The organism is Nocardia sp. NPDC056541 (assembly GCF_042794235.1).
In the GTDB taxonomy this organism is placed as follows: Bacteria; Actinomycetota; Actinomycetes; order Mycobacteriales; family Mycobacteriaceae; genus Nocardia.
Genome location: NZ_JBHTUD010000002.1, coordinates 33,210 through 57,952, shown reverse-complemented (window position 1 = coordinate 57,952; position 24,743 = coordinate 33,210). Strand labels below are relative to the sequence as shown.

The 24,743-nt window shown below is 69.6% G+C and carries 22 protein-coding genes; 6 read left to right on the top strand and 16 right to left on the bottom strand.

What is annotated here, in order from left to right; translation table 11 throughout:
* The first annotated feature begins 41 nt into the window (after positions 1-41).
* From ACFQ9R_RS03260 to ACFQ9R_RS03250, 3 genes are all read left to right on the top strand, one after another.
* Positions 42-629 (top strand): peroxiredoxin, encoded by a 588-nt coding sequence (locus ACFQ9R_RS03260; RefSeq protein ID WP_378988580.1) that lies wholly within the window; start codon positions 42-44, stop codon positions 627-629.
* A gap of 41 nt (positions 630-670) precedes the next feature.
* Entirely contained in the window at positions 671-1,210 is a 540-nt protein-coding gene (locus tag ACFQ9R_RS03255) for a carboxymuconolactone decarboxylase family protein (RefSeq protein WP_378626640.1), read from the top strand.
* A gap of 143 nt (positions 1,211-1,353) precedes the next feature.
* Positions 1,354-2,055 (top strand): PhzF family phenazine biosynthesis protein, encoded by a 702-nt coding sequence (locus tag ACFQ9R_RS03250; protein ID WP_378988578.1) that lies wholly within the window; start codon positions 1,354-1,356, stop codon positions 2,053-2,055.
* On the opposite strand, the gene ACFQ9R_RS03245 is transcribed toward ACFQ9R_RS03250, so the two are convergent.
* Complete coding sequence (locus ACFQ9R_RS03245) at positions 2,052-3,416, bottom strand: hypothetical protein (RefSeq protein WP_378988576.1); 1,365 nt, start codon at positions 3,414-3,416, stop codon at positions 2,052-2,054. The two genes, ACFQ9R_RS03250 and ACFQ9R_RS03245, sit on opposite strands and share 4 nt — an antisense overlap.
* A 58-nt stretch (positions 3,417-3,474) precedes the next feature.
* The gene (locus tag ACFQ9R_RS03240) at positions 3,475-4,083 is read right to left on the bottom strand and encodes a DUF5134 domain-containing protein (RefSeq protein ID WP_378988574.1); all 609 of its coding nucleotides are present in this window, start codon (positions 4,081-4,083) and stop codon (positions 3,475-3,477) included.
* A gap of 207 nt (positions 4,084-4,290) precedes the next feature.
* On the opposite strand from ACFQ9R_RS03240, the gene ACFQ9R_RS03235 reads away from it, so the two are divergent.
* Positions 4,291-4,788: a GNAT family N-acetyltransferase gene (locus tag ACFQ9R_RS03235; RefSeq protein WP_378988572.1), complete on the top strand. Its 498-nt coding sequence runs from the start codon at positions 4,291-4,293 to the stop codon at positions 4,786-4,788.
* A gap of 35 nt (positions 4,789-4,823) precedes the next feature.
* On the opposite strand, the gene ACFQ9R_RS03230 is transcribed toward ACFQ9R_RS03235, so the two are convergent.
* The 4 genes from ACFQ9R_RS03230 to ACFQ9R_RS03215 form a co-directional block, all read right to left on the bottom strand.
* Entirely contained in the window at positions 4,824-6,644 is a 1,821-nt protein-coding gene (locus tag ACFQ9R_RS03230; protein ID WP_378988570.1) for a hypothetical protein, read from the bottom strand.
* 2 nt (positions 6,645-6,646) lie between these two features.
* On the bottom strand, positions 6,647-7,705 hold the full coding sequence (locus tag ACFQ9R_RS03225) for an AAA family ATPase (protein ID WP_378988568.1): 1,059 nt from the start codon (positions 7,703-7,705) through the stop codon (positions 6,647-6,649).
* A 103-nt stretch (positions 7,706-7,808) separates the two neighbouring features.
* Complete coding sequence (locus ACFQ9R_RS03220) at positions 7,809-9,032, bottom strand: aspartate aminotransferase family protein (protein WP_378988566.1); 1,224 nt, start codon at positions 9,030-9,032, stop codon at positions 7,809-7,811.
* 54 nt (positions 9,033-9,086) lie between these two features.
* Entirely contained in the window at positions 9,087-9,728 is a 642-nt protein-coding gene (locus ACFQ9R_RS03215; RefSeq protein ID WP_378988564.1) for a Pr6Pr family membrane protein, read from the bottom strand.
* Between the two features lie 257 nt (positions 9,729-9,985).
* Between ACFQ9R_RS03215 and hrpA the strand changes: the two genes are divergently transcribed.
* Positions 9,986-14,200: an ATP-dependent RNA helicase HrpA gene (hrpA, locus tag ACFQ9R_RS03210; RefSeq protein WP_378988562.1), complete on the top strand. Its 4,215-nt coding sequence runs from the start codon at positions 9,986-9,988 to the stop codon at positions 14,198-14,200.
* A 23-nt stretch (positions 14,201-14,223) separates the two neighbouring features.
* On the opposite strand, the gene nrdR is transcribed toward hrpA, so the two are convergent.
* The 3 genes from nrdR to ACFQ9R_RS03195 form a co-directional block, all read right to left on the bottom strand.
* Positions 14,224-14,688: a transcriptional regulator NrdR gene (gene nrdR, locus ACFQ9R_RS03205; RefSeq protein ID WP_378626625.1), complete on the bottom strand. Its 465-nt coding sequence runs from the start codon at positions 14,686-14,688 to the stop codon at positions 14,224-14,226.
* A 57-nt stretch (positions 14,689-14,745) separates the two neighbouring features.
* Entirely contained in the window at positions 14,746-15,972 is a 1,227-nt protein-coding gene (locus tag ACFQ9R_RS03200) for a hypothetical protein (protein WP_378988560.1), read from the bottom strand.
* A 161-nt stretch (positions 15,973-16,133) separates the two neighbouring features.
* Positions 16,134-16,844, bottom strand: a complete 711-nt coding sequence (locus ACFQ9R_RS03195) for a hypothetical protein (RefSeq protein WP_378988558.1) — start codon at positions 16,842-16,844, stop codon at positions 16,134-16,136.
* A 231-nt stretch (positions 16,845-17,075) separates the two neighbouring features.
* Between ACFQ9R_RS03195 and lexA the strand changes: the two genes are divergently transcribed.
* A complete protein-coding gene (gene lexA / locus ACFQ9R_RS03190; RefSeq protein WP_378988556.1) occupies positions 17,076-17,795 on the top strand; it encodes a transcriptional repressor LexA in 720 nt (239 codons plus the stop codon).
* On the opposite strand, the gene ACFQ9R_RS03185 is transcribed toward lexA, so the two are convergent.
* The 7 genes from ACFQ9R_RS03185 to ACFQ9R_RS03155 form a co-directional block, all read right to left on the bottom strand.
* Positions 17,792-18,538 carry a pirin family protein gene (locus tag ACFQ9R_RS03185; RefSeq protein WP_378988554.1) on the bottom strand — a complete coding sequence of 249 codons (747 nt, stop codon included), beginning with the start codon at positions 18,536-18,538 and terminating at the stop codon, positions 17,792-17,794. The two genes, lexA and ACFQ9R_RS03185, sit on opposite strands and share 4 nt — an antisense overlap.
* Before the next feature lie 128 nt (positions 18,539-18,666).
* On the bottom strand, positions 18,667-19,530 hold the full coding sequence (locus ACFQ9R_RS03180) for a lysophospholipid acyltransferase family protein (protein WP_378988552.1): 864 nt from the start codon (positions 19,528-19,530) through the stop codon (positions 18,667-18,669).
* Positions 19,531-19,657: 127 nt separating this feature from the next.
* A complete protein-coding gene (gene hflX / locus ACFQ9R_RS03175; protein ID WP_378989119.1) occupies positions 19,658-21,091 on the bottom strand; it encodes a GTPase HflX in 1,434 nt (477 codons plus the stop codon).
* Between the two features lie 172 nt (positions 21,092-21,263).
* On the bottom strand, positions 21,264-22,145 hold the full coding sequence (gene dapF / locus ACFQ9R_RS03170; RefSeq protein ID WP_378989118.1) for a diaminopimelate epimerase: 882 nt from the start codon (positions 22,143-22,145) through the stop codon (positions 21,264-21,266).
* 44 nt (positions 22,146-22,189) lie between these two features.
* Positions 22,190-23,026, bottom strand: a complete 837-nt coding sequence (locus ACFQ9R_RS03165) for a TrmH family RNA methyltransferase (protein ID WP_378988550.1) — start codon at positions 23,024-23,026, stop codon at positions 22,190-22,192.
* Positions 23,023-23,961, bottom strand: a complete 939-nt coding sequence (gene miaA, locus ACFQ9R_RS03160; RefSeq protein ID WP_378988548.1) for a tRNA (adenosine(37)-N6)-dimethylallyltransferase MiaA — start codon at positions 23,959-23,961, stop codon at positions 23,023-23,025. Before miaA ends, ACFQ9R_RS03165 begins: the two co-directional genes overlap by 4 nt.
* Entirely contained in the window at positions 23,958-24,731 is a 774-nt protein-coding gene (locus ACFQ9R_RS03155; protein ID WP_378988546.1) for a hypothetical protein, read from the bottom strand. Before ACFQ9R_RS03155 ends, miaA begins: the two co-directional genes overlap by 4 nt.
* Between the last annotated feature and the right edge of the window lie 12 nt (positions 24,732-24,743).

Genomic DNA, 24,743 nt, shown 5'->3' with positions numbered 1-24,743 from the left:
GTAGGCTGACATCAACCACACCACGAATGAGGAGACGAAGCATGGCTCTGCTGACCATCGGCGACCAGTTCCCGGCATACAACCTCAAGGCCGTCATCGGAGGCGACCTCTCCAAGGTCGACGCGCAGCAGCCCGACGATTACTTCACCCAGATCACCAGCGACGACCACGCCGGCAAGTGGCGCATCGTGTTCTTCTGGCCCAAGGACTTCACCTTCGTGTGCCCGACCGAGATCGCCGCGTTCGGCAAGCTGAACGAGGAGTTCGCCGATCGTGACGCGCAGGTGCTCGGCGCCTCGGTCGACAACGAGTTCGTGCACTTCCAGTGGCGCGCACAGCACGAGGATCTCAAGACCCTCCCCTTCCCGATCCTGTCGGACCTCAAGCGTGAACTGGCCACCGCCTCCGGCGTTCTCAACGCCGACGGCGTCGCCGATCGCGCCACCTTCATCGTCGACCCGAACAACGAGGTGCAGTTCGTCTCGGTGACCGCCGGTTCGGTCGGCCGCAACGTCGACGAGGTGCTGCGCGTGCTCGACGCCCTGCAGTCCGACGAGCTGTGCGCCTGCAACTGGAAGAAGGGCGACCCGACCATCAACGCGGGTGAGTTGCTCACCGCCAGCGTCTGAACCACTTCCCCACCGAAACACCCTGAAGGAGCCCCACTGTCATGAGCATCGAGAACCTGAAGAACTCTCTTCCCGAGTACGCCAAGGACCTCAAGCTCAATCTGTCCTCGCTGGCCCGCACCACGGTGCTCAACGAGCAGCAACTGTGGGGCACCCTGCTCGCTTCGGCCGCCGCCACGCGCTCGGCGACCACCCTGCGTGAGGTCGCCGAAGAGGCTGCCGACGTGCTCTCGGCCGAGGCCTACGACGCCGCGCTGGGCGCCGCGTCGATCATGGGCATGAACAACGTGTTCTACCGCGGTAAGGCGTTCCTGGACGGTCGCTACGACGATCTGCGCGCGGGCCTGCGGATGAACATCATCGGCAACCCCGGCGTCGACAAGGCCGACTTCGAGCTGTGGTCGTTCGCGGTGTCCTCGATCAACGGCTGCGCGCACTGCCTCGAGGCGCACGAGAAGACGCTGCGCGAGGCCGGTGTGTCGCGTGAGGTGATCTTCGAGTCACTGCGTGCGGCGGCGATCGTCGCCGGTGTCGGCCAGGCGGTCGCGTCCACCGAGGCGCTGGCTTCGGCTGCCGTCTGATTCGTCGGTTTCGCGCCTGTTTCGAGGCCCGGCGGCCCCGATCCGGATTCCGGATCGGGGCCGCTGCCGTGCTGGGAGCGGACGTGTCTTGGCGGGCTCGCGGGTCGGTGGGCCTCGCACAGCGGCCCGGTAGGCTCGCGATCATGAACGCACATGATGTGCCCGATGCCCCGAACGTCCAGGTCGAGGTCGTCCGAGTGTTCACCGATCCGGCCGGAAACCTCGGCAACGCGCTCGGCATCGCCCGCGCGGGCGACGTCGTCGCCCTCGACAAGCAGGAACTGGCGGCACGGCTGGGGTTCAGCGAAACCACGGTCGTCTCCGATCCGATCGACGGCATCGCCGACGTCCGCATCTACACCCCGGCCGTCGAGTTGCCCTTCGCCGGGCATCCCACCGTCGGCACCGCGTGGTGGCTCGACGTACAACGCACGCCGGTGCACACCTTGCGGGTGCCCGCGGGGCCCGTGGCCGTCAACCGAACCGACGGTCTGACCTGGATCACCGCGCGCGCCGAGTGGGCACCGAAGTTCGCCTTCCAGCAACTGGATTCGGTGCAGGAGCTGGCAGCCTTGGCCCCCGTCGACTTCACCGACGGCCAGCATTTCTTCTGGGCCTGGACCGACGAGTCACGTGGCGCGCTGCGCGCCAGGATGTTCGCGCCCGCCATGGGCATCGCGGAGGACGAGGCGACCGGGGCGGCGGCGGTCGCGCTCACCGCCCAGTTGCGCCGCGGGCTGATCATCACCCAAGGGCAGGGCTCGCAGCTCTACACCGAGTGGGACTCCGACGGGTGGGTTCGCCTCGGCGGACGGGTCGCCGAAGACCACGTGGTGGTGCTCTAACTCTCCGGTTGACCGCCGAAGCGGCGCAACCAGGGCGGTCTGGCCACCCACTGGCCGCGTCGCTGTGGCGCGGCGCCCAGGTCGGCGAGGATGCGGGTTTCGAGCGCGCGGGGCGGGGTGTGCTGGTCGTCGGCGGCCAGCAGCGCGAGCACTTCGTGCACACCGCGCACGCGGGTGGCGAACTGCGACAGACTGTTCGGGGTGGTGGCGGTGAGCCTGTTCTCGATGTGGTGGTGTTCGAGTTCGGCGACCGCGTCGAGCGCGTAGGCGTCGGCCAGGGACAGGACCGAGCCGGGCGGGCACCACGACTGCCTGGCCGTCCACCGGGGGATCCGCTGTTCGGCGAGCCGTTCGATGCCCTCGCCCAGCAGCCTTGTCACCATCGGTACCCGCAGGCCCAGTTCACGGCCGATGGCGCGGTAGGTGCGGCCGCCGTAGTAGGCGAGGACGAAGATCTCGCAGTGGCTGTCGAGGGGGTCGTCGAACCCGAGTCTGGCCGCGGCCGCCAGCCACGGCATGTCGTCGCCGCCACGGCGGTCCAGACGCGCGCGCTGAACCGCGAGACGATGGATCTGGGCCAGCAGCCAGGATTGGTCGGGGGTGAAGGCCGGGCCGTCGTGGGCGATCCGGGAGGGCGCGCCGAAACGATCCGTCCCGAGACATTCGGTGTCGATGCCGACCGCGCCCGACCGATCGACATCGATGTGGCCGAAGGCGTGGTCGGCGTTCAGATGGTCGGTACCGGTGTTGCCCGGCTCGGTGACCTCGGATGGGTGGTCCGTGTGGGAGCCGGGCAGACCATGGACTGCGTCGTCTGTGCCCTCGTAACGTCGGTCCGGGTGGTCGGTGCCGAGGCGATCCGGGGTCTCGGAGCGAGAGCCTGCCTCGGTGCTCGCGTGGTCGGGCAGGCGGGAACCCTTATGGGAGTAGACGGCGCCGCGACCGAAGGCGACATCCATCGCACCGTAGGTGTGGGGGGCCAGGTCTGATCGTTGTTCGGTCGCGACGAACGCCGAACGCCCCCACGGTGTCCCGAGGTCCGGCCCGGGACGCGACAGCGGAGCTGGCTCGGTGTGGTCGTCCCCGGATTCCGCGGCGGGGAAATCGGGTTCCCGGCCGCCGTCGTCCTCGTCGGCGATCCACTGCGCCGATCTCGCCCGTCGATAGCCTTCGCGGACCACATCTTCGGCGGCACCGCGGCGGTGCAGCACCCGCAGGGCCAGCCCGAACGCGGCGGCGCCGGTGGCGCGGTAGAGCGCGCGCATCTCCTCGCGATCGTCGGCACCGGCCACGATCGGGGGTATCCGCGGACCGGCGCCGCGCGACCCCGGCGGCGGTTGGGGACCGCGCTGCCCACTCATCGTCGAATTCCTGCCCGCACTAAGGCAATTCGCAGCGCGAGCGGTTGTGGATCGGTATTCACCGGCCGATCGCGGCGATCAGCATGAACGCGGTCCCGATGTCCATCACCACATGGGGCACCAGCGCCGAGGTCAGCGGGTGGGAACCGGCGGGATGGACGACGCGGTGCCAGCGTGACCGGTGACCGGCCGTACCGAGGACGAGCAGCGCATCGAGGCCGAACAGCACCGCCAGCCCGACGGCGGGCCAGCGCGCCCCACCGGGGTCGTGCACGGCCCCGTGCCCGGCCATCGCGTACAGCATCGCCGCAGCCGCGAGGGTGTGATAGCCCAGCGCCAACACACCGTCGGGTGCCGAACCGGTGCGCCACTCCATGACACGTTCGGCGAGCAGGATCGCGAACGCCACGGTGAGGGCGGTGAGTATCGCGCGCATCGCGTGCGGGTCGGTCGCGGCGGGGAACACCAGCATGGCCAACATCACCAGGCACATGAGCAGGTGCGCGCTGTCGGAGGCGGTATCGATCCGGTGCGCCGACCGGGTTCGCCCGGTCAGCCGGGTCGCCACGATCAGCGATGCCAGGACGAACGCGGCGACCACCGGCCACCGCACGAACGCATACTGCTGCACGAAATCGGCCACACCCCACCACTTTCGAGTCGACACCCGCGTCACCATGCTCGCACCCGTGCTGGTGCCCCGGGGCGTTTTCCGCGGTCGGGGCGTGCCTCGTCCAGATGCCTCGCGGAAGCGGACACCACCGCGAGGCCCTCGCGCCGTGCCCTCGGCACCGCTCGCTCAGCACGGCGAGCTCACTGCCACCGTGGCCGACCCGGATCGATGGGCCGCGGCATCGATCGGCAAACTGGACCTATGACCGATAACCCGACTGCTGCGGTCGACCAGCTTCGCGTGGTGGCCGATGATCTCACCGGCGCGGAAATCCGGGGCCTGCTGGCCGCCCACCACGCGGAAATGGCGGACACCACCCCCGCCTGCAGCATGCACGCCCTCGACCTCGCCGCCCTGCGCGATCCCGCGGTCACGGTGTGGAGCGCATGGTCCGGCGACGACCTCGTCGGATGCGGCGCGCTGAAGGAACTCGACGCCGAGCACGCCGAGATCAAGTCCATGCGCACCGCCGACGGGCATACCGGCCGCGGTGTCGCCGCCGCCGTGCTCGCCCATCTGGTCGCGGTGAGCCGAGAACGCGGGTACCGGCGGCTGAGCCTGGAAACCGGCGCCGAGGACTTCTTCGCCCCGGCCCGCCGCCTGTATCTGCGCCACGGGTTCGCTGAATGCGGCCCGTTCGGCAGCTACTCCATCGACCCGCTGAGCCGCTTCTTCACCCTGCGGCTCGATCCTCGCTGATCCCGGATCGGCGTCGGCCACGCCACGCTGTCGGCTCAGCGCAGGCGGAAGACCGGGCCCCGGGGGGCGAACGGTAGGCAAGCGCCCGCGGGGACGAGGAACGCATGTTCGCGGCGGATCCGTACCGCGTCGCACTGCCCGTCGGTGATCACCAGAATCGGGCCGTCGACCGGGAAGTCCTCGGCTCGTTCGAGCAGGCGGATGCCGGGCTGCAGGATCGTGCCGCCGCGACCGCGCACCCGCACGCCCGCGGCGATCTCCTCCACCGGCAGGTAGCCCGCGTCGTAGGCGGCCGCATCGCAGTAGACGACTCTGGCTCGCGGCACGTCTCGGGCCAGCGCGTAGGACGCGATCGCGCCGAGCCCTTTGCCGAGCAGGGTTACGTCCATCGAACCCGACGTATCGAGGACTACCCCGAAGGTCGGCAACCGCACGTTCTCCTCGGGGCGCACCCACGCCGGTCGCGGGATGCCGGGTGTCGAGGCCTGTCGGCGCGAGGCGCGAGCATAACTGCGCCGCTTGTCGATGGTGGGAACGTGTTCGTCGAACCACTGGGCCAGCTGCGCATCCCACGGCAGCGGTGGCTGGTCGAGCGCGCGAATCGCCTGTTCCAGCGCGGCCGGGACATATCCGCGGCCACTGCCGGTGTGGTACGCCAACCCCGTCATCAGCGCGCTGCGGTAGTACTCGTCGAGGTCGACGTAACGGCCCGCGCTGCCGGGGTGGGCCAGCGGTTCACCGAGGACATCGCCGAGGCCACGTCCGCGCAGGGTGGCGAGTTTGCGGAGCCTGCGCAGGTCGACGGCGATCCGGTCGTAGATCTCCTCGGCGGAACAGCCTTTCAGCGCCGGGTCGTAGAGCAGACCCTCCGGCATCTGACCGACATTCATCTCGACCAGCCAGCCGTTGACCACATAGTCGCAGGCGATATTGAACAGGTAGTGGTCGCGCCAGTCGGCGCGTTCGCCGTGACGCAGTGCGGCATGCAGCATTTCGTGGGCGAGCACGAACCGCCACTGCTCCTCACCGAATCCGATCAGCGGGTTGACGTAGATCTCGGCGGCTTCGGCATTCACCGCGGCGATCGAAATATTCCAGCTGCGTGCCAGTTCCGCGTCGGCGACGACGGTCATGCCCGCGGCGAGGGCCCCGAGCAACGGAAACGACGATACGAACCAACCGAGCGCGCTGTCCCACGGGGTGCGGTGGCGCAGTACGCCGTCGGCGGTGCGCTCACCGCCCGCGGTGGCCAGCGCCGCACGGGCGGCGGCCGCGATACCCCGCGCGAACCGGGCGGGGTTGTCGACGCGTTTCGCGGTCTCGGCCGAGGTGAGCAGGAAGTCGGCGAACCCGGTGCGCGCGAAGGCATCCGGCACTGCCGTATCGCGCCACCGGGCGGCGGCAGCGTGCTCGTCGGCCAACTCGGGCGTCGGCGGGATGTCGGTGGGGCGGGTGCCGATCTTCATCGTCGTCAGGTAGGTGTCGACGGCGGCACAGCACGCCGCGCGGTAGGCCGGATGCGGTGCGCGCACGTCGCGCCTGCCCTCGGGGTCGCCCGGATCGAGGCCGGTGATGTTGGCGGGCACCGTGTTTCGCGGATCGAGGTGACCGAATCCGGCGTGGAGCAGGCAGTGCGCGAACACCCATGCCCATTCCTGTGCGGTGGCCCGGCGTTTCGGGTGATAGCCCACGTAGCTGCCGCTCAGCCGCGCCCACACCGCACGAGGAGTCCGCTCGTCGAGGCGGTACAGCTGGGTGGCCAGCGGCCGTAACGCCGGGTGGGCGCACGCCGCCTTCCAGCCGTCGTCGACCGCCTGCTGCCACGGATCCGCGACCGTGCGCCGCCTGTGTGCCATGCTCAGCGCCGCGCGGCCAGGCGCGGCAGATCCCGCGACACCTCGATGAGGAACCACGACGGCAGTACCGGCATCCCCTCGGCATCGGAGGCGATCACCAGTTGCGCGCACTCCACCGAGATCTCGGCGAGTTCCACCAGCAGCGACTTGGCGCGCATCACGAAGCGCTGCACCGTCGGCGAGGTGTGCGCGCGGTCGCCGGGGAGATCTTTGATCAACCGGACGCGCATCGTCTCGGACAGGAAATAGAGCAGGTCACGGTCGGCCGGGTCACGCGGCCACCCGGCGTCACCCTTGAGCACCGCGTCCAGGTCGTAGGCGTGGCGGATCGTTTTCACGAAGGCGCGGAAGCCGGAACCGTGGCCGAGGGTGAGCGTGCCCGCGGCGAGGACCTGCAGGGTCGTGTCGTCGATGTCGTCGCCGCAGGAGTGCAGGGCGTCGGAGAGCATGTGCCAGCCGCGCGGCGTGGAGAAAGGTGCCTCGGTTTTGGGCGGCGCCGACCACAGGTGATCGGGGCGCTGGGTGAGGTAGCGGATGATCCAGGGGTGAATGTCGTGGGTGGTGGCCCACTGCAGCCAGTCGTCGACATCGGCGCGCAGGTGCAGGTGCACCATCCGGTTGACCAGTGCCGAGGCCATCGGCCGGGCGAGCGCGTTGTCGGTGGCGCGATTGCCCGCGCCGATCACCACCGAACCGGCGGGCAATTCGTAGGTCCCGATCCGGCGGTCCAGGATCAGCGAGTAGAACGACTTCTGCACTTCCGGTGAGGCGGCGTTGAGTTCGTCGAGGAACAGGCAGTAGGGCTCCGGTCGCGCGATCAGCTCCGGCGGTGCGAAGCGGCTGCGATCATCGACGATCTGCGGGACACCGATCAGGTCTTCGGGGGCGAGCTGGGTGCCGAGGAGCGTGACGCACTCCAGGCCGAGCGAATCGGCGAAGGTCCGCACGAGCGAGCTCTTACCGATTCCCGGCGCACCCCACAGGAACACCGGCCGCACCACCGCGACATGCAGCAGCAATTCCGGTAGTTGGTCCGGTGTCACGGTCACCGATGCTTGCACGCAGGTCCTCCCCTGTTCGATCAGAACAGAGCAGGCTAGCCCGGACGACTCCGGGCCCGCCAGCGAGTTTCGCCGACGGGCCCGGTGTCGATCGACTCCCGAATCAGCCCAGGGCGCGGGCGAATCCGTCGGCGAGCTCGGCGACCTGGGCGTCGGTCATGACGAACGACGGCGAGATCTGCATGGCACCCGCACCGGCGGCCCGGCCCGAGATGCCGTGTTCGCGCAGGGTTTTCACCAGGGCGGGGCCCTCGGACGGGTCGGCGAGCTGCACGGCCGCCACCGCGCCGAGTCCGCTGCGGACCTCAGCGACGCGGGGGTGGTCGGCCAACGGCGCCAACGCGGTGTGGAGGGTGGATTCGAGGCGGGCGGCTTCCTCGAGGAGGCCCTCGCGTTCGACGATGGCGAGGTTGGCCAGGGCCGCGGCGGCCGCGCCGGCGTGGCCACCGTAGGTGTAGCCGTGGCGGAACCAGGTGCCGCCGGCGAAGAAGGGCTCCGCCAGGTGGGGAGCGATGAAGACCGCGCCCATCGGGAGGTAGCCGGAGGTGAGGCCCTTGGCGGTGGTCATCAGATCGGGCTGCAGGTCGAAGCGGGTGGAGGCGAACCAGGAACCGCCGATGCGTCCGAAACCGGTGACGACCTCGTCGGCGACGAACAGGATGTCGTGGTCACGGCAGATCTGGCGGACCTCGGCCAGGTAGCCCTGCGGCGGCGGGTACACCCCGCCCGCGCCGATGATCGGTTCGCAGAAGAACGCGGCGATCCGCTCGGCGCCGACCTCTTCGATCAGGGCGAGCAGGGATTTCGCGTCGTTCCATTCGACGGTGCGGGTGTCGTCCACCAGCACGCCGTAGCCCTCCTTGTTCGGCGCCAGACCGCCGAGCGCGGTGCTCGCGTAATGCATGCCGTGATAGGCCAGACGTCGCCCGACCAGGATTTTCTTGTCGGTGCGGCCCTGCTCGTGCCAGTAGCGGCGGGCCAGTTTCGCCGCGGTCTCCACCGAGTCGGAGCCGCCGGAGGTGAAGAAGATCTTGCTGCCGGGAACAGGGGCGATCGACGAGAGTTTCTCGGCGAGTTCCTGGGTGGGCGCTTCGGTGATGTCGCCGAAGTTGGAGTAGTGCGCGATGGTGCGCAACTGGTCGGCGACGGCGTCGGCGATCTCGCCACGGCCGTGTCCGACGTTGGCGAACCACAGCCCGGCGGTGGCGTCGAGGTACCGCTTGCCCGCGGTGTCGAAGACGTAGGCGCCCTCGCCGCGAGCGATAACGAACGCACCGTCACGATCGACGGCACCCATATCGGCGAATCCATGCCAGAGCGCATTCATGGCACCACATTTACCCCACTGCGCCGACAGGCGCGCACCTGGCCCGCCGCCGGGTCAGCCTGCTGACTTGCGTTCGCGCCACCGAGCGGGCAGATCTCCCAAGCCGGCCATCGCGACCGCGAGCACGACGAACACCACCAGCAACACCACCAACCCGATCGTCAGCGACACGTATCCCTGCGTCCGTGGGTCGATGAACGGGTAGGGGTACCAGTCGACGATCGGGCCGCGGATCAGGCTGTAGACGCCGTAGGCGACCGGGAAGATCAGCCACAGGCCGATCAGTTCGAGGCTGGGGCGCAGGCGTTGCGCCATCGCGACGAACAGCCAGTCCAGCAGCAGGACCAGCGGCACGATGCGATGCAGGACATCGTTGATCCACTTGTCGGTGAGCATCACGTCGACATTGGCCAGCAGAACCGCGTAGACGACCATCGTGATGAGCATGTACAGGGTGACCGCGCCGCGAAATATCTGCCAGCGCGGGCTCTGCGGCGCTGTCAGGCCACCGACGAGCAGCACGATCACAGCCAAGATGTTGGACTCGATGGTGAAGTAGCTCAGATAGTTCGTGAGCGAGAACGTCGCCGAGTCGAGGTTCCGCACCGGGATCCAGACCAGGGCGAGGATTCCGAGCAGCCCGAAACCGAGCCGACAGGCCCTGATCCACCACGCCGTTCGCACCGAATCGCTCATGCTGTGCCCCTTTCGCATGGTCGGGCGGCCCGCCTGGCGACCCGAGGTGCCCGCTGACCGCTCATGCCCGGATCCTCGCATGACGGACCCCCGCTGACCGGGAGTTCGTGTGCGCACGGTCATCGCGTCGCGCGGTGCCGACCGGACGCGCGGACGGTGACGGGCGGGTGCCGTGGTGTGTCGTTGGTCTCCGCGACGGCGCGAGCGGGCGACGCGCGGGAAAACCGGTGGCGGGCTTCGCTAGGCTGGTAGGCGCAATGACCAGGACAGCTAGCACCGGAACCCGCGCGCTGCGCACCCGCCTGGCGGAGGTCTCGCTGCGCGATGAACATCGGCTCCGGCGCAAGCTCGACCGTGCGCGCCCCGACGACCTGCCCGCCGTCGAGGCCGAGATCGCCACCGCCGAGACCCGCGTGGCCAATCGCCGCGCGGCGCTTCCGCAGATCACTTACCCCGAACAACTGCCGGTTTCCGCGCGCCGCGACGACATCGCCGCCGCCATCGCCGCCAACCAGGTCGTGATCGTGGCCGGTGAGACGGGCTCGGGCAAGACCACCCAGATCCCGAAGATCTGCCTCGAACTCGGTCGCGGAATCCGCGGCACCATCGGTCACACCCAGCCGCGCAGGCTCGCCGCGCGCACCGTGGCCGAACGCATCGCCGAGGAACTGGGCACCGAACTCGGCGACGTGGTCGGCTATACCGTCCGCTTCACCGATCAGGCCTCGGATCGCACGCTGGTCAAACTCATGACCGACGGCATCCTGCTCGCCGAGATCCAGCGCGACCGGATGCTGCGCCGCTACGACACGATCATCATCGACGAGGCCCACGAACGCAGCCTCAATATCGACTTCCTGCTCGGGTATCTGAAGCAGCTGCTGCCGCAGCGGCCCGATCTCAAGGTGATCATCACCTCGGCCACGATCGATCCCGAACTGTTCGCCCGCCATTTCGCCGACGCGCACGGCACACCCGCGCCGATCGTGGAAGTGTCGGGCAGGTCGTATCCGGTGGAGTTGCGGTACCGGCCGCTGTCGCTGGAACTGCCCGGCTCCGACGACGACGAGGACACCCGGGTCGTCGACCGCGACCCCACCGACGCCATCGCCGACGGGGTCGTGGAACTGTTCGCCGAGGGCGACGGTGATGTGCTGGTATTCCTGTCGGGCGAACGCGAGATCCGCGACACCGCCGACGCTTTGCGCGACCTGAAACTCCCCCGCACCGAGATCGTGCCGCTGTACGCGCGCCTGTCGGCCGCCGAGCAGCACAAGGTGTTCGCCCCGCACACCGGTCGCCGGGTGGTGCTGGCCACCAATGTCGCCGAGACCTCGCTGACCGTGCCCGGTATCCGCTACGTGATCGACCCCGGTACCGCGCGCATCTCACGCTATTCGATGCGGACGAAGGTGCAGCGCCTGCCGATCGAAGAGGTCTCGCAGGCCTCGGCGCGGCAGCGATCGGGTCGCTGTGGGCGCGTGGCGGACGGCATCTGTATCCGGCTGTATTCCGAGGACGATTTCGAGGCCCGGCCCGCGTTCACCGAGCCGGAGATCCTGCGCACCAACCTCGCCGCGGTCATCCTGCAGATGACGGCGCTGGGGCTGGGCGATATCGAGAGTTTCCCGTTCGTGGAAGCCCCCGACCGCCGGGCCATCCGCGACGGTATCGCCCTGCTCGAAGAACTGGGCGCGCTGGCGCACGGCAGCACGAAATCTGTTGACGGCGAAGCTGATTCGGGTAAGCATCTGGCACTCACGCCGATCGGGCGGGAGATGGCGCAGCTGCCGGTGGATCCGCGGATGGCGCGCATGCTCGTCGAGGCCCAGCGCAACGGGTGCCTCGACGAGGTGCTGATCATCGTCGCGGCGCTGTCGATCCAGGATGTGCGCGAACGACCCGTCGAGCACCAGCAGGCGGCCGACACCCAGCACGCGCGCTTCGTCGTCGAGGGCTCGGACTTCCTGGCCTACCTGCGGCTGTGGGACTACCTCACCGAGCAACGCAAATCGCTGTCGTCCAACCAGTTCCGGCGGATGTGCCGCGACGAGTTCCTGCACTACCTGCGCATCAGGGAGTGGCAGGACCTGCACGGCCAGTTGCGCACCATCGCCCGCGGGATGGGCTGGAACGACGCGGGCACGAGCCGAGGACCGACGGACTCCCGCACCACAGCCGGCGGTGCCGACGGCTCTGGCAATCGCGGACGCCGTGGCCGCGGACGCGGGAACAGCCAACGCGCGGTGGCAGAGCCGAGTGCCGGTGCGGCCGAAACGAACGCCACCGCCGGTCGGGCCGATACCAAGCGCACCGACTCGCGACAGACAGGTGGACGGTCTCGACGCGGCGGTGACACAGCCACGCGTGGGCAGCAATCCGGTGGTGGGTCCTCGGATTCGGCCGACGACGCGATGCCGTGGCCCAGCGCACAGATCCACCAGTCGCTGCTGGCGGGCATGCTCTCGCACATCGGCGTGCGCGAGGCGGAATCGCGCGAGTTCCTCGGGGCCCGCAATGCGAAGTTCATGATCTTCCCCGGGTCGTCGCTGGCCAAGAAGGCGCCGCGCTGGGTGATGGCGGCCGAACTGGTGGAGACCTCGCGGCTGTGGGGGCGGATCGCGGCGAAAGTGGAGCCGGAGTGGGCCGAACGGCTCGCCGGTGATCTGGTGAAACGTACCTACTCCGAACCGCATTGGTCGGCCAAGCGCGGATCGGCGCGTGCCTACGAGCGCGCGACACTGTACGGCGTGCCGTTGGTGACCGGACGTCCCGTCGACTTCGGGCGCATCGACCCGGAACTGTCGCGCGAACTGTTCCTGCGCCATGCCCTGGTGCAGGGCGAATGGCAGACACGGCACGGGTTCTTCGCCCGCAATCGCGCCCTGATCGACGATGTGGCCGACCTCGAACATCGGGCACGGCGCCGCGACCTCCTCGTCGACGACGAAGTGCTGTTCGAGTTCTACGACAAGCGCGTCCCCGCCGATGTCGTGTCGGTGCGCCATTTCGACAGCTGGTGGCGCAAGGCCGAGCGCGATGACCCCGCACTGCTGGACTTCTCGACCGACACCGTGGTCAATGCCGGTGTCGCCACCCTGGACCCGACCGATTTCCCCGACGCCTGGCGCCAGGGTGAACTCAGCTTCCCGCTCACCTACCAGTTCGAGCCGGGCCAGGACGACGACGGCGTCACCGCGCGGATCCCGGTGGAACAGCTCGCGCACGTGCGGGCGGTCGGCTTCGACTGGCTGGTGCCCGGTATGCGTGAGGAGCTGGCTGCCGCGTTCATCAAAACGCTGCCGAAAACGTTGCGGCGCGCGGTCGTTCCCGCGCCGGACTTCGCGTCGGCGGCCCTGCGCGGGCTGACACCGCGCGCCGAACCGCTGCGCACCGGGCTCGCACGGGAACTGTCCCGGCTGGGTGCGGTCACCATCACCACCGACGACCTCTCCCCCACCGCACTGCCCGATCACCTGCGGATGACCTTCGCCGCGGTCGATCTGAGCGGCAAGGTACTGGCCAAGAACAAGAGCCTGCAACAGCTCAAAGCGACACTGGCCGATCAGGTTTCGGCGTCGGTCGCGCGGGCGACCGCCGGTGCCGAGCGTGCGCCCGCGACAGTGTGGACCTCGGAGTCGCTCGGTTCGGTCGCGCCGACCGTGAGCCGCGAAGTCGCCGGCCAGACCGTGACCGGGTACCCGGCACTGGTGCCCGAGGGCGAGGGCGTCGCGGTGCGTGTCCTGAGCTCGCCCGGCGAACAGGCAGCCGCGATGCGAGCGGGCGTACGCACCCTGCTGCTCGCCGCGATCCCCACCTCGACGCGGGCGGTCACCGCCGGACTGCCCGCCCGCGACCGGCTGGCGCTGAGCCAGAACCCCGACGGTTCCCTGGACAAGCTGGTCGAGGACTGCCGGATCGCCGCCGCCGACGAACTGATCGCCAAGGCAGGCGGCCCGGTGCGCTCGCCGGAGGAGTTCGACAAACTGGTGGCCGCCGTCCGTCCGCAACTGTCCACGGCGGTCGTCGCGCTGATCCGTACTGTCGTGCCCGTCCTGGCTGCCGCCCAGCAGGCGCGTGCCGCGCTGGCCGACACCCTCGAAGCCGATATCGCCGGCGACGTGCGTCAGCAGCTCGACGACCTTCTGTTCCCCGGCTTCGTCGCCGAGTGGGGCCGGGTGCGGCTGCGCGAACTCCCGCGCTACCTCCTCGCGGCGGCCCAGCGCCTGGAGTCACTGCCGGGTTCGGCGGTGCGCGACCGGCAGGCGATGGTCGAGGTGGACCGGATGCTCGCCGCCTACGACAAGCTCGTCGCCGCGCTACCCCCGGCGCGCAAGAACGCGCGCGACGTCACCGAGATCTGGTGGATGATCGAGGAACTGCGAGTCAGCCTGTTCGCCCAGAAGCTGGGTACGCCGTATCCGGTGTCGGGCAAACGCATCGAGAAGGCGATCACCTCGATCCGGCGCTGAGACATGCGCTGCCGAGGCGTGGATCAGTCGGTCGCGGCGACCGCGCGCGCAGCACGCATCTCGGTGATCTCGCGTTCGAAATCGGCTGCGCTGGTGAAGGATCGGTACACCGAGGCGAAACGCAGGTAGGCCACCTCGTCGAGGTCGCGCAGGGGGCCGAGGATGGCGAGGCCGACCTCGTGGCTCGGCACTTCGGGAGATCCCTTGGCGCGCACCGCGTCTTCGACCTGCTGAGCGAGCAGGTTCAGGGCGTCGTCGTCGACTTCACGACCCTGGCAGGCCCGGCGCACACCGACGATCACCTTCTCGCGGCTGAACGGCTCGGTCACGCCACTGCGCTTGACCACCGACAGGATCGCGGTCTCGACGGTGGTGAATCGGCGCGCACAGCTCGGGCAGGAACGACGGCGGCGGATCGCGGTGCCCTCCTCGACTTCCCGCGAGTCGACGACGCGCGAGTCGGGGTGTCGGCAATACGGGCAATGCATCCGAGGGTTCCTTCGTCGATGCGCATTTCTATTCCATGGCTCTTGACAGGATACCGGTCAGGATGGCACAACCTGCCACTGCGTGGCCAGGTCCGCGATGATGTCGGGTAGCCGGGCGAGCATCCGGCCCCGGTCGAGCATGACGGTGAACGGTTCGCGATACACCGTCCCCGCGCGTGCCGCGTCGGTCGCGAGGTCGAGATGACGCGGCAGCAGGTCGGCGGCGATGTAGTCCCAGCGGGTCTCCCGGTCGGCCCAGTTGAACGCGGGCAGTGGCGTCCGCAGACCCAGCGGCCGCCCCGCGGCGATCGGCGACCACACCGTGACCGGGGCGTACACGCCGGGGGCGCGGGTGCCGGGGACGGCGGGCTTGCCCGCGACCGTGGTGACGTAGGTGAGCACCCGACCCATCCCGGCACGACCGCGTGCGGTCACATCCCACTGGTCGGCGATGATCTGGTTCTGTTCCCGATCGGCCATCGCGACCAGCGCGTCGCCGCGACCCGCTTCGGTGCCGCCGTCGATCCCGGCCCAGGCCGTCCGCATGCCGTCGTCGAGCAGGCCGGCCGCGGACATCTCCTCGATGCCCGCCATCCCGTCGGCGAGATAGGCCTCGTGCATCGGGACCAGGTCGATGAAGATGTGCTTCTGCATGATCATCAGCCGGGTCTGATACCAGGCCAGGTCGGCGGCGGTCAGCCGAGGGCCGAGGGCCGCCAGACCGCTGATATCGGCCGGGACGCCGGCGAGCAGTTCCGGCGGGGTGGCACGCAACAGGTCGGCGACAGCGTTGCCGAGTTCGTGGATTCCGCCCACGGACACACCGGCGGCGACGTCACCGACGTCGAAGAAGCCGGCGGCGAAGGACGCGCCCGCGATGCCCGCCATGCCCGCCCAGTAGAGATCGGAGCGGGTGGCGGCGAGGCGGAAGTAGTTCACGTACACCTGGCTGAAGGTGGCGGAATTGGCCGCGACGCCACGCTCGGGCGCCCAGGCTTCGAGGTCGATCGCGGCATTGTCGGTGGCGACGACGAGCCAGTACTGGTGCAGCAGCGTCGCGTACCGCGCGGGGTCGATGCCGTCGTCGCGCGCCTGGGTGAGTGCGTCCCGCAGGGGTTGCTGCGCCGAGGGCAGCGCCGGGTGCAGCCCGCCACCGTATTCGCCCACACCGTTGAGCGCGGGGAGATCGAGGTACTCGGTGTAGCCGGGAGCCGCGTGCGCGGCGGGTGCCAGTAGGGCGCCGAGCACCACACCGAGCAGTAGAGCGATCGAGCAGCGGCGCACCGAGACCTCGCATCCGGGTTCGACCGGGGCCCCCGCCCCGATTCAGGATGCTCGTCACCGTAGCAACGTGTTCTAGTTTCAGGGTGTGATTCGTCGATACAGATGATCTCGCACACTGCCGGAACCCGCGCTGAAAATGCTTCCGCGCAGCGATTTTCGACTCATCGCCCCGGCTCGGACCCCGCTCCGGACCCGAACCCGGCCTGCTCCGAAATTCCGGGCGTCGTCGAGTCGACGTGGTCGGCGAAACTACCCGCGCGCACGTGGGCGAGCCCGAGAAAGGCGACGACGATCAGCGCGGTCACCAGCGCCGTCACGGCGAGCGCGGCGAACCCGGCCTTGGCCTGCTCGACTCGATGCAGCGGGTGGACGCCCCGCGCGCGGCCGGTACGCACGGGACCGCGGGCATAGAGCGCGAGATCGCTGTGCGGCGCGCGGTGCCGCGGGCCGCGATCCGCCGCCGGCGGGCGAACGATCTCACGGGAACGGCGCGCCGGTGCGCTGCGGGGCACGGTGGCGAAGGCGAGATCGAGTTCGGCGTCGGTGAGGTCGATCCGCCGGGGGACGCCGACGATGTCGGCGGCTTCGGTCGCGGGCAGGCCGTTCGCGGGTGGGCTCAACTCGCCGGAGCGGACGATACTGCGTGCCACGCTCGCGGACGCGGACGCGACCGGGCGAGGCGAGGCGGGGCTTGCGATGGGCGCGGTCGACGAGGCTTCGACGGCCTGGCGTTCGATGCCCGTCGAGCGTGACATCGCCGATCGAACCACGGCGAAAGGTCGTGGGGTGCGGGCGGACCGGCGGCGGCGGAGCACGGGCTCCGGAGCGGCGGTGGGGTCTGTGGAACGCAGGGCGCTGGTTGCTGTGCTCATCGGAAGAACCTCCGGGGTGGTGTGCTCCGCTGCTGCGAGAAAGTACTGGTGAGGCGGCAATGCCTCCCGCCGTTCGAACACCTGTGCGACGAACTGATGTTCGATTTCTACCAGATCCCCGCGCCGCTGTCAGCACGAAACGCCCGACATGCTCGAACAGATGTTTGATAGTTCGGCGTGGCACGACTAGCCTCGAGATGGCGAATTCGACAACTGGAAGGGCGGGACACGGTGACCCACACAGACGACACGGGTGACGAAAGCGGCACCGGCACCGGCACCGTCACATCGGGATCCGGGACGGATCTCACCGTGCGTCAACGCACGGTCCTCGATGTCATCCGCTCCTCGGTGACCGAACGGGGCTACCCGCCCAGCATCCGTGAGATCGGCGACGCGGTCGGCCTCACCTCTACCTCCTCGGTGGCTCATCAACTGCGCGCCCTCGAACGCAAGGGCTACCTCCGTCGCGACCCGAACCGGCCGCGCGCGGTGAATGTCCGCGGACTCGACGAGGCGGTTCGCTCGGTCACCACGCTGTCCCAGCAGACCGACGAGGTCGACCCGAGCCGCCCGACTCCCACCTTCGTCCCGGTCCTCGGCCGGATCGCCGCCGGTGGCCCGATCCTGGCCGAGCAGGCCGTGGAAGATGTGTTCCCGCTGCCGCGCGAACTCGTCGGCGAGGGATCACTGTTCCTGCTCAAGGTCGTCGGCCAGTCGATGGTCGACGCGGCCATCTGCGACGGTGACTTCGTGGTGGTACGTCAGCAGAATGTCGCCGAGGGTGGCGACATCGTCGCGGCGATGATCGACGGCGAGGCCACGGTGAAGACCTTCAAACGCAGCGGTAAGGACGTGTGGCTGATGCCGCACAACCCGCACTTCGAGCCGATCCCCGGCAACGACGCGCAAATCCTGGGCAAGGTCGTCACCGTCATCCGCAAGGTCTAGCGGCGCGCGGTCGCGGTCATCTCCCAGATCAGCAACTCGGCGGCGGTCACCGCGGTGACGCGGTGGCCGCCGGTCGCTGTCAGGCGGACGGCGTCGCCCTGCTCCAGGGTGCCGTAGCCCTCGTAGTCGGCGGTGCCACGAGCGAGGAAGACGTGACCGTAGGGCGCATCGGGGACGGTGATCGCCTGGCCGGGGTCCAGCCGCGCGACGTGGAAGGCAGCGTGGCGGTTACCGATCCCGATCGCCGCCTCGCCGCGATGGCGCGCCATACCGGACGCCACCGGCACCAGCGCGTTGCGGGCGAGGTCACCCTCGATGTCGAGTTCCTGGTAGCTCGGGGCGACACCCGTCGCGTCCGGCGGGATCCACATCTGCACGACGTGCAGGCGCTCCTTCTCCCGGTAGCCCGCCCCGTTGCGCTCCGAATGCAGGATGCCAGCGCCCGCGCTCATCCGCTGCGCGAGGCCGGGACGGATCACCCCCGAGTGTCCGACCGAATCCTGATGCACCACGGTGCCTTCCAGCACCCAGGTGAGGATCTCGGTGTCGCGGTGCTGATGGGTGTCGAAGCCCTCGCCCGGGTCGACGATGTCCTCGTTGTGCACGAGCAGCAGCCCGTGCGCGGAGTCCTCGAGCACGAAGTTGCCGGTGACCGGGAACGACTGGCGCGAGTCGAGCCATTCGTTGCGCCAGCGCCTGCGGTCGGCGCCGGGCACGACCTGGACCTGTTCCGTCACGATCATCGCCACCCTCTCGTTATCCGGACCCTAGTCCGCATAACTGGGGTAACGATATCGGCGCCGCGGGCATTCCGCACCCGCACGAGCGCGTCTGCCCTGCGGCGCCGATCCAGCCGATCAGGCGGTTGCGGTCACCAGGGCAGCGCGTTGCGCAGGCGGCCGACCAGCGTGCGCCCGCTGTCGCGGTCGCGCTCGTTGAACAGGAACTGCAGTTCTTCCTCGAGGCCCTTGCGCACCACATCACGCAGATCGGCGGACGCACCGTCGATGTCGTCGGCGTCCATCCACGGTGCGGGGTCGATCGGCGCACCCGCCGAGAAGTAGAACCGTTCCGGGCGGGGCAGCGGCGTCGGGCCGACTCCCTTGACCAGCGGCGGGCTCAACTCGGGATTGATCCCGAGCAGGCGGCAGGTCCAGCGCAGCGGCGACATCACCGGGTGCTGACCGTCGACGACGATGTCGTAGGCATCGTCGATGCCGATCATCGCCAGCGGTACGATCGGCACCCCCGCCTGGATCGCCATCCGCGCGAAACCGGTGCGGCCCTCCCACTTCAGCTCGTACTTCTCGCCGCTGCGGCGGATCGCCTCCCGGCCACCGCCGGGGAACACCACCACCGCCTCCCCGCGCTCGAGCAGCGCCAGGCAGTTCGAGCGGGTACCGCGCACCGCACCGAAATGATGCAGGAAATCCCGCACGCCGGGCACCATCAGCACATGCTCGGCCAGACCGCGCACCAGCCTGCCGCGCTGGCGCAGGATCTCCGGCATGATCAGCGGTGCGTCGATCCCGCCGAGCAGATTGTGGTTGGCCACGATCAGCACCGGCCCTTCGGCCGGAATATTGTCCAGACCGTAGAACTTCGGGCTGGTCCACGCCCGCAGCGGCGCGAGCACCGCTTCGAACGCGCGGATGTCCCATTCACTCGGCGCCGGGTTCAGCGGCGCCCCATCCGAGAGAACAGGGTCGCCCACCGCAACCCTGTTCTCCGTCACTTTTTCCGTACCTTGATGGTCGTTCGACATAACACCCTCCTGCTGTCGATATTCGACCATAGCGTTCGAAAATCCCTGTGTCGCATCGACATTTGTCCGCAACCGGCGGGCAAATCAGCGAAAAAGATCAGCTGAGCACCGGTTCCGCGGGACCGGAGTGCGCGTACTCGGACAGGGCGGCGGCCAACGAGTGCGGCACGCGCGCGCGAACCCGGGTACCGCCCTCCTCGTGCTCGGCGGTGACGATCCGGCCGTCCGCGTGGATGCGGGCGAGCAGGTCGCCACGGCTGTAGGGCAGCAGCACACTGATGTCGACATCGAGTCCGCCGAGCACCTCCGAGAGCCGCTCACGCAACTCGTCCACGCCCGCGCCGGTCTGCGCGGAGACGAACGCCGCCTGCGGCAACATGCCGCGCAACCGGGTGAGCTCGTTCGGGTCGGCGGCGTCGATCTTGTTGACCACCAGCAGTTCCGGCGGCGCCGGCGTGCCCTGCTCCCTGATCACATCGGTGATCACCTCGCGGACCGCCTTGATCTGTTCGAGCGGCAGCGGGTCGGCGCCGTCGACGACGTGCAGCAGCAGATCGGCGCCGGTGACCTCTTCCAGGGTCGAGCGGAAGGCCTCGACCAGCTGGGTCGGCAGGTGGCGGACGAAGCCGACGGTGTCGGTGAACACCATCTCGCGGCCGTCGTCGAGCGCGGCCCGGCGGGTGGTCGGGTCCAGGGTGGCGAACAGCGCGTTCTGCACGAGCAGGCCGGCGCCGGTGAGCGCGTTCATCAGGCTGGACTTGCCCGCGTTGGTGTAACCGACGATCGCGATCGAGGGCACTCCGCTCTCGGTGCGGCGCGCGCGCATGGTGTCACGGGCGGTCTTCATCTCCCGGATCTCGCGGCGCAGTTTGGCCATCCGTTCACGGATCCGGCGACGATCGGTTTCGATCTTCGTCTCACCGGGACCGCGGGTGCCGACGCCACCGCCGGCGCCGCCCGCCCGGCCACCGGCCTGACGAGACATCGACTCACCCCAGCCGCGCAGGCGCGGCAGCATGTACTCCATCTGCGCCAGCGCGACCTGCGCCTTACCCTCGCGAGAGGTGGCGTGCTGGGCGAAGATGTCGAGGATCAGCGCGGTCCGGTCGATGACCTTCACCTTGACGACCTTCTCCAGCGCGGTGAGCTGCGCGGGCGTGAGTTCACCGTCGCAGATCACCGTGTCGGCACCGGTGTCGAGAACGACCGTGCGCAGCTCTTCGGCCTTGCCGGAGCCGATGTAGGTGGCCGGGTCGGGCTTGTCGCGGCGCTGGATCAGCGCCTCGAGGACCTCCGAGCCCGCGGTCTCGGCGAGCGCGGCCAGTTCGACCATGCTCCCCTCGGCCTGGGCCGAACTGCCGCTGGTCCAGACACCGACCAGCACCACGCGCTCGAGGCGCAGCTGGCGGTACTCGACCTCGGTGATGTCGGTGAGCTCGGTGGACAACCCGGCGACGCGTCGCAGCGACGAGCGCTCGTCGAGCTGCATCTCGCCGACGGTCGGATCGGCCGCCCAACCGGGCTGTTTCATGCGGGCCGCGTGGCGGGCCAGCGCATCATCGACGTCACCGCGATCGGCGGCGACGTCGGGATCGGCCGCGGTGGTGTGCTCGGCCGATGTGGATTCTGTGGGTTCTACTGGTTTCGTCATACGTTCTCTATGCTGCCACGTCCGGGTGACAGCGTGCACGCGGTTATCGGTGCTACTGCGCGTCCCACCAGGACTGCGACAGCGTTCCCGAGGCCAGCAGGACCGAGGGACCGCGCAACCAGGCACGTCCGTCGGCGATCCCGACACGCACCTGCCCGCCCGGCACACGCACGGTGACCTCGCCGGACTCGGTGCCGATCGACACACCGGCGGCGGTCAGCGCGGCAGCGGCGGCGGCCACGGTGCCGGTGCCACAGGAACGGGTTTCGCCGACGCCGCGTTCGTACACGCGCATGTCGACGCTGTTGTCCGCGTCGAGCGCGGTGAGGATCTCGACGTTCACCCCGTGCGGGAACAGGTCGGGGTCGAAGCCGGGGGAAACGCTCAGGTCGAGTTTGGCGAGCGCGTCGACGGTCAGACTGTCGTCGACGCAGGCCAGATGCGGATTGCCGACATCGATACCGATTCCGGCCAGGGCCCAGCCCGCCAGGGTCGCGGTGGACGGGCCGAGTTCGCGGACGACGCCCATGTCCACCGTCACCTCACCGTCGGTCCGACCGGCGGCGTGCACCACGACCGGACGGGCGCCCGCACGGCTGCCGACGACGTATTCGGTGCGTTGTTCGAGCCCGGTGGCACCGAGGTAGTGCGCGAAGACCCGCACGCCGTTGCCGCACATCTCGGCGATCGACCCGTCACCGTTGCGGTAGTCCATGAACCAGTCCTCGGCGCCGACGCCCTCCGGCAGCGCTTCCAGCACACCGGCGGCGAGCAACGCACCGGCCTTCGCCACGCGCAACACGCCGTCGGCGCCGAGGCCACGCTGCCGGTCGCACAGTGCGGCGACGCGGTCGGCCGTCAGGTCGAGGCGCACCTCGAGGTCGGGCAGCACCACGAAGTCGTTCTGGGTGCCGTGGCCCTTGCTGAATTCGATGTCGGACACGTCGGCCATTCTCCTCTGCGCCGTCGACGGTTTCACTACCGGGCGAAGGTACGCCGCTGCCGGGCGATCTCGTAGAGGCTGATCGCCCCCGCCGACGGCGCGCCGAGCGAACTGGCGGTGCCGCCCATCGGGATGGTGACCAGGTCGTCGCACGCGTCGGCCCAGGCCGAGCTCATGCCGGTGGTCTCGTTGCCGACGACCAGGATCGTCGCCTCGGTGAAGTCGTGGCCGTAGATGGTGCCCGGCGCGTGTTCATCGGTGCCGACGATGCGGGTGGGGATGCCGCGCGCCGCCTGGCGGTCGCGGAATTCGAGCACCTGACCGGGGCCCGCCGCGCGCAGCACCGGCACGGCGAACAGCGAGCCGGTCGAGGCGCGCACGGCCTGCGGGTCGAACTGGTCGGCGCCGTGGCCGGTGACGATCACCCCGGAAGCGCCGAAGGCATCGGCCGAGCGGATCAAGGTGCCGAGGTTGCCGGGCGAGTTCGGGCGATCGAACACGACGACCACCGGGGCGTCCTCCCCTGGCTCACCGGGTGCGTAGTCGGCCAGATCGCGGTGTCGCGACACCGCGACCGCCACGATCTCCGGTGCGCTCGCCGCCTTCTCTCCCAGATCGGCCATGAGCTCGGGCACGAGGCCCACCTGCGGCACGTCGGCGGTGTCGAGGATCTCGCGCGCCCAGCTCGACAGTTCGGGGCCACCGAGCCGGTAGAGCAGGGTTTCCAGCGGCCAGTCATTGGCCAGGGCCTGCGTGATCGGGCGCACGCCTTGCACGAGGAACCGGCCGTCACGATGACGTTTTGTCCGGTTGTTGAGGTATGCCTGCCACACCTGCACCGAGGCGTTGCGGGTACTCACTCGTCGCGTCACTGCGCTGTCCGTCCTATCGGGTCGGTATTCGCTTCGGAGAGCAGGGCCAGCGCGGTCGCGGCGAGCTCGGGATCGGCCCCGTCGACCCAGGAGACCCTGGGGTCACGGCGGAACCACGACCGCTGCCGTCGCACATAGCGGCGGGTGCCGATCAGGGTGCGTTCGCGGGCGTGGCCGAGGTCGTATTCGTCGTCGAGGTAGGCCAGCACCTGGGCGTAGCCGATCGCGCGGCGGGCGGTCTGGCCTTCGCGCAGGCCCCGGTCGATCAGACCGCGGACCTCGTCGACCAGACCGTGTTCGAACATCAGGGCGGTGCGGGTCTCGATGCGGGCATCGAGGGCGACGGTCTCCCGGTCGACGCCGAGAATCGCGGTGTTCCAGCGCGGGGCGCCGATGGTCGGGGCCGAGGCGGCGAACGGGCGACCGGTCAGCTCGACCACCTCGAGCGCGCGCACCATGCGCCGCCCGTCGGTGGGCAGAATGGTCGCCGCGGCGACCGGGTCGGCCTCGCGCAGCGCCGCGTGCAGCGCCTGCACCCCGCCCTCCTCCAGGAGCGCTTCCCAGCGGGCGCGGACCTCGGGATCGGTGGCCGGGAAATCCCACTCGTCGAGCAGCGCCTGCACGTACATCATCGAACCGCCGACGATGACCGGGGTCTTCGCGCGCGCCATGATGTCCTCGACGACGGCGCGGGCCGCGCTCTGGTAGGCGGCGACGGTCGCGGTCTCGGTGACATCGAGCACGTCGAGCAGGTGGTGCGGGATACCGCGTCGCTGGTCGGGCGGCAGTTTCGCGGTGCCGACATCCATCCCGCGATAGAGCTGCATCGCGTCGATGTTGACGATCTCGCCGCCGAGTTCGGTGGCGAGATCGAGGGCGAGGTCGGATTTCCCGGTGGCGGTGGGACCGACGACCGCGATCGGTCTGCTCGTCACTCGTCGATCCCTTCCCGTCCACCCGGTTGCCACACGCTCACGTCGTAGCCGACGCCATAGGGTGCGCCCTGGTACAGGGTACGGACCCGCGGATCGGCCGAATCGGCGGCGAACAGACCGCCGAGTACCTGGTAGGCGGCGCGTCCGTCGACGAGCAGCGCCGCGCACAGGTCCGGCTCGAGCGCGGCCAAGCCTGCCCGCGAACCCGTGCGCAGCGCCGCGTCGAGGTCGTGCTGAACAGCGGTGGCCCGCTCGTCGAGATAGCCGGGCGACTTGACCGTCAACGTCGCGGCACCGTCCGCGACGACGAGCACCGCGCACGGGTCCTGCTCGCTGTCCAGTTCGGCGCGCAGCGCGGCGCCCGCCGCGGCGCAATCGATGGCAGGCGTGCCCGCGGCGAACAGCCGGGCCCGCACCGAGATCCGGGGCGCGGCCTGCTCCCGCAACCATCCGGCGACCAGTACCGGAAGGGGAAGCTGAGCGTCTGCTGGACCGGGGTCCTCGCCCGCCGGGCCGAGCCCGACGACGACGTCGGCGCCGAACCCACGGAAGGTCCCCCGGGTCGCCGAACCGTAGGTCAGGTCATGGCTACCGACTCCGACGACGACCCACCGGTCGGCGGCCTCGGCGAGGGCCGCGGCGGCGTCGAGGGCGGCCGCGCGCAGCACCACGGTCGGATCGTCGGGATCGCTGCCGGACACCGGGACTCGCCCACACAGTTCGGGCACCAGCATCGGCGGCGACGGGACCAGGGCCGCTATCGAGAACACGCGGTAACCGTA

Coding starts and splice junctions, on each gene's coding strand:
- ACFQ9R_RS03260 (WP_378988580.1), top strand. CDS start 42: ATGGCTCTGCTGACCATCGGCGACCAGTTCCCGGCATACAACCTCAAG.
- ACFQ9R_RS03255 (WP_378626640.1), top strand. CDS start 671: ATGAGCATCGAGAACCTGAAGAACTCTCTTCCCGAGTACGCCAAGGAC.
- ACFQ9R_RS03250 (WP_378988578.1), top strand. CDS start 1,354: ATGAACGCACATGATGTGCCCGATGCCCCGAACGTCCAGGTCGAGGTC.
- ACFQ9R_RS03245 (WP_378988576.1), bottom strand. CDS start 3,416: ATGAGTGGGCAGCGCGGTCCCCAACCGCCGCCGGGGTCGCGCGGCGCC.
- ACFQ9R_RS03235 (WP_378988572.1), top strand. CDS start 4,291: ATGACCGATAACCCGACTGCTGCGGTCGACCAGCTTCGCGTGGTGGCC.
- ACFQ9R_RS03230 (WP_378988570.1), bottom strand. CDS start 6,644: ATGGCACACAGGCGGCGCACGGTCGCGGATCCGTGGCAGCAGGCGGTC.
- ACFQ9R_RS03220 (WP_378988566.1), bottom strand. CDS start 9,032: ATGAATGCGCTCTGGCATGGATTCGCCGATATGGGTGCCGTCGATCGT.
- ACFQ9R_RS03215 (WP_378988564.1), bottom strand. CDS start 9,728: ATGAGCGATTCGGTGCGAACGGCGTGGTGGATCAGGGCCTGTCGGCTC.
- hrpA (WP_378988562.1), top strand. CDS start 9,986: ATGACCAGGACAGCTAGCACCGGAACCCGCGCGCTGCGCACCCGCCTG.
- nrdR (WP_378626625.1), bottom strand. CDS start 14,688: ATGCATTGCCCGTATTGCCGACACCCCGACTCGCGCGTCGTCGACTCG.
- ACFQ9R_RS03195 (WP_378988558.1), bottom strand. CDS start 16,844: ATGAGCACAGCAACCAGCGCCCTGCGTTCCACAGACCCCACCGCCGCT.
- ACFQ9R_RS03185 (WP_378988554.1), bottom strand. CDS start 18,538: ATGATCGTGACGGAACAGGTCCAGGTCGTGCCCGGCGCCGACCGCAGG.
- hflX (WP_378989119.1), bottom strand. CDS start 21,091: ATGAAACAGCCCGGTTGGGCGGCCGATCCGACCGTCGGCGAGATGCAG.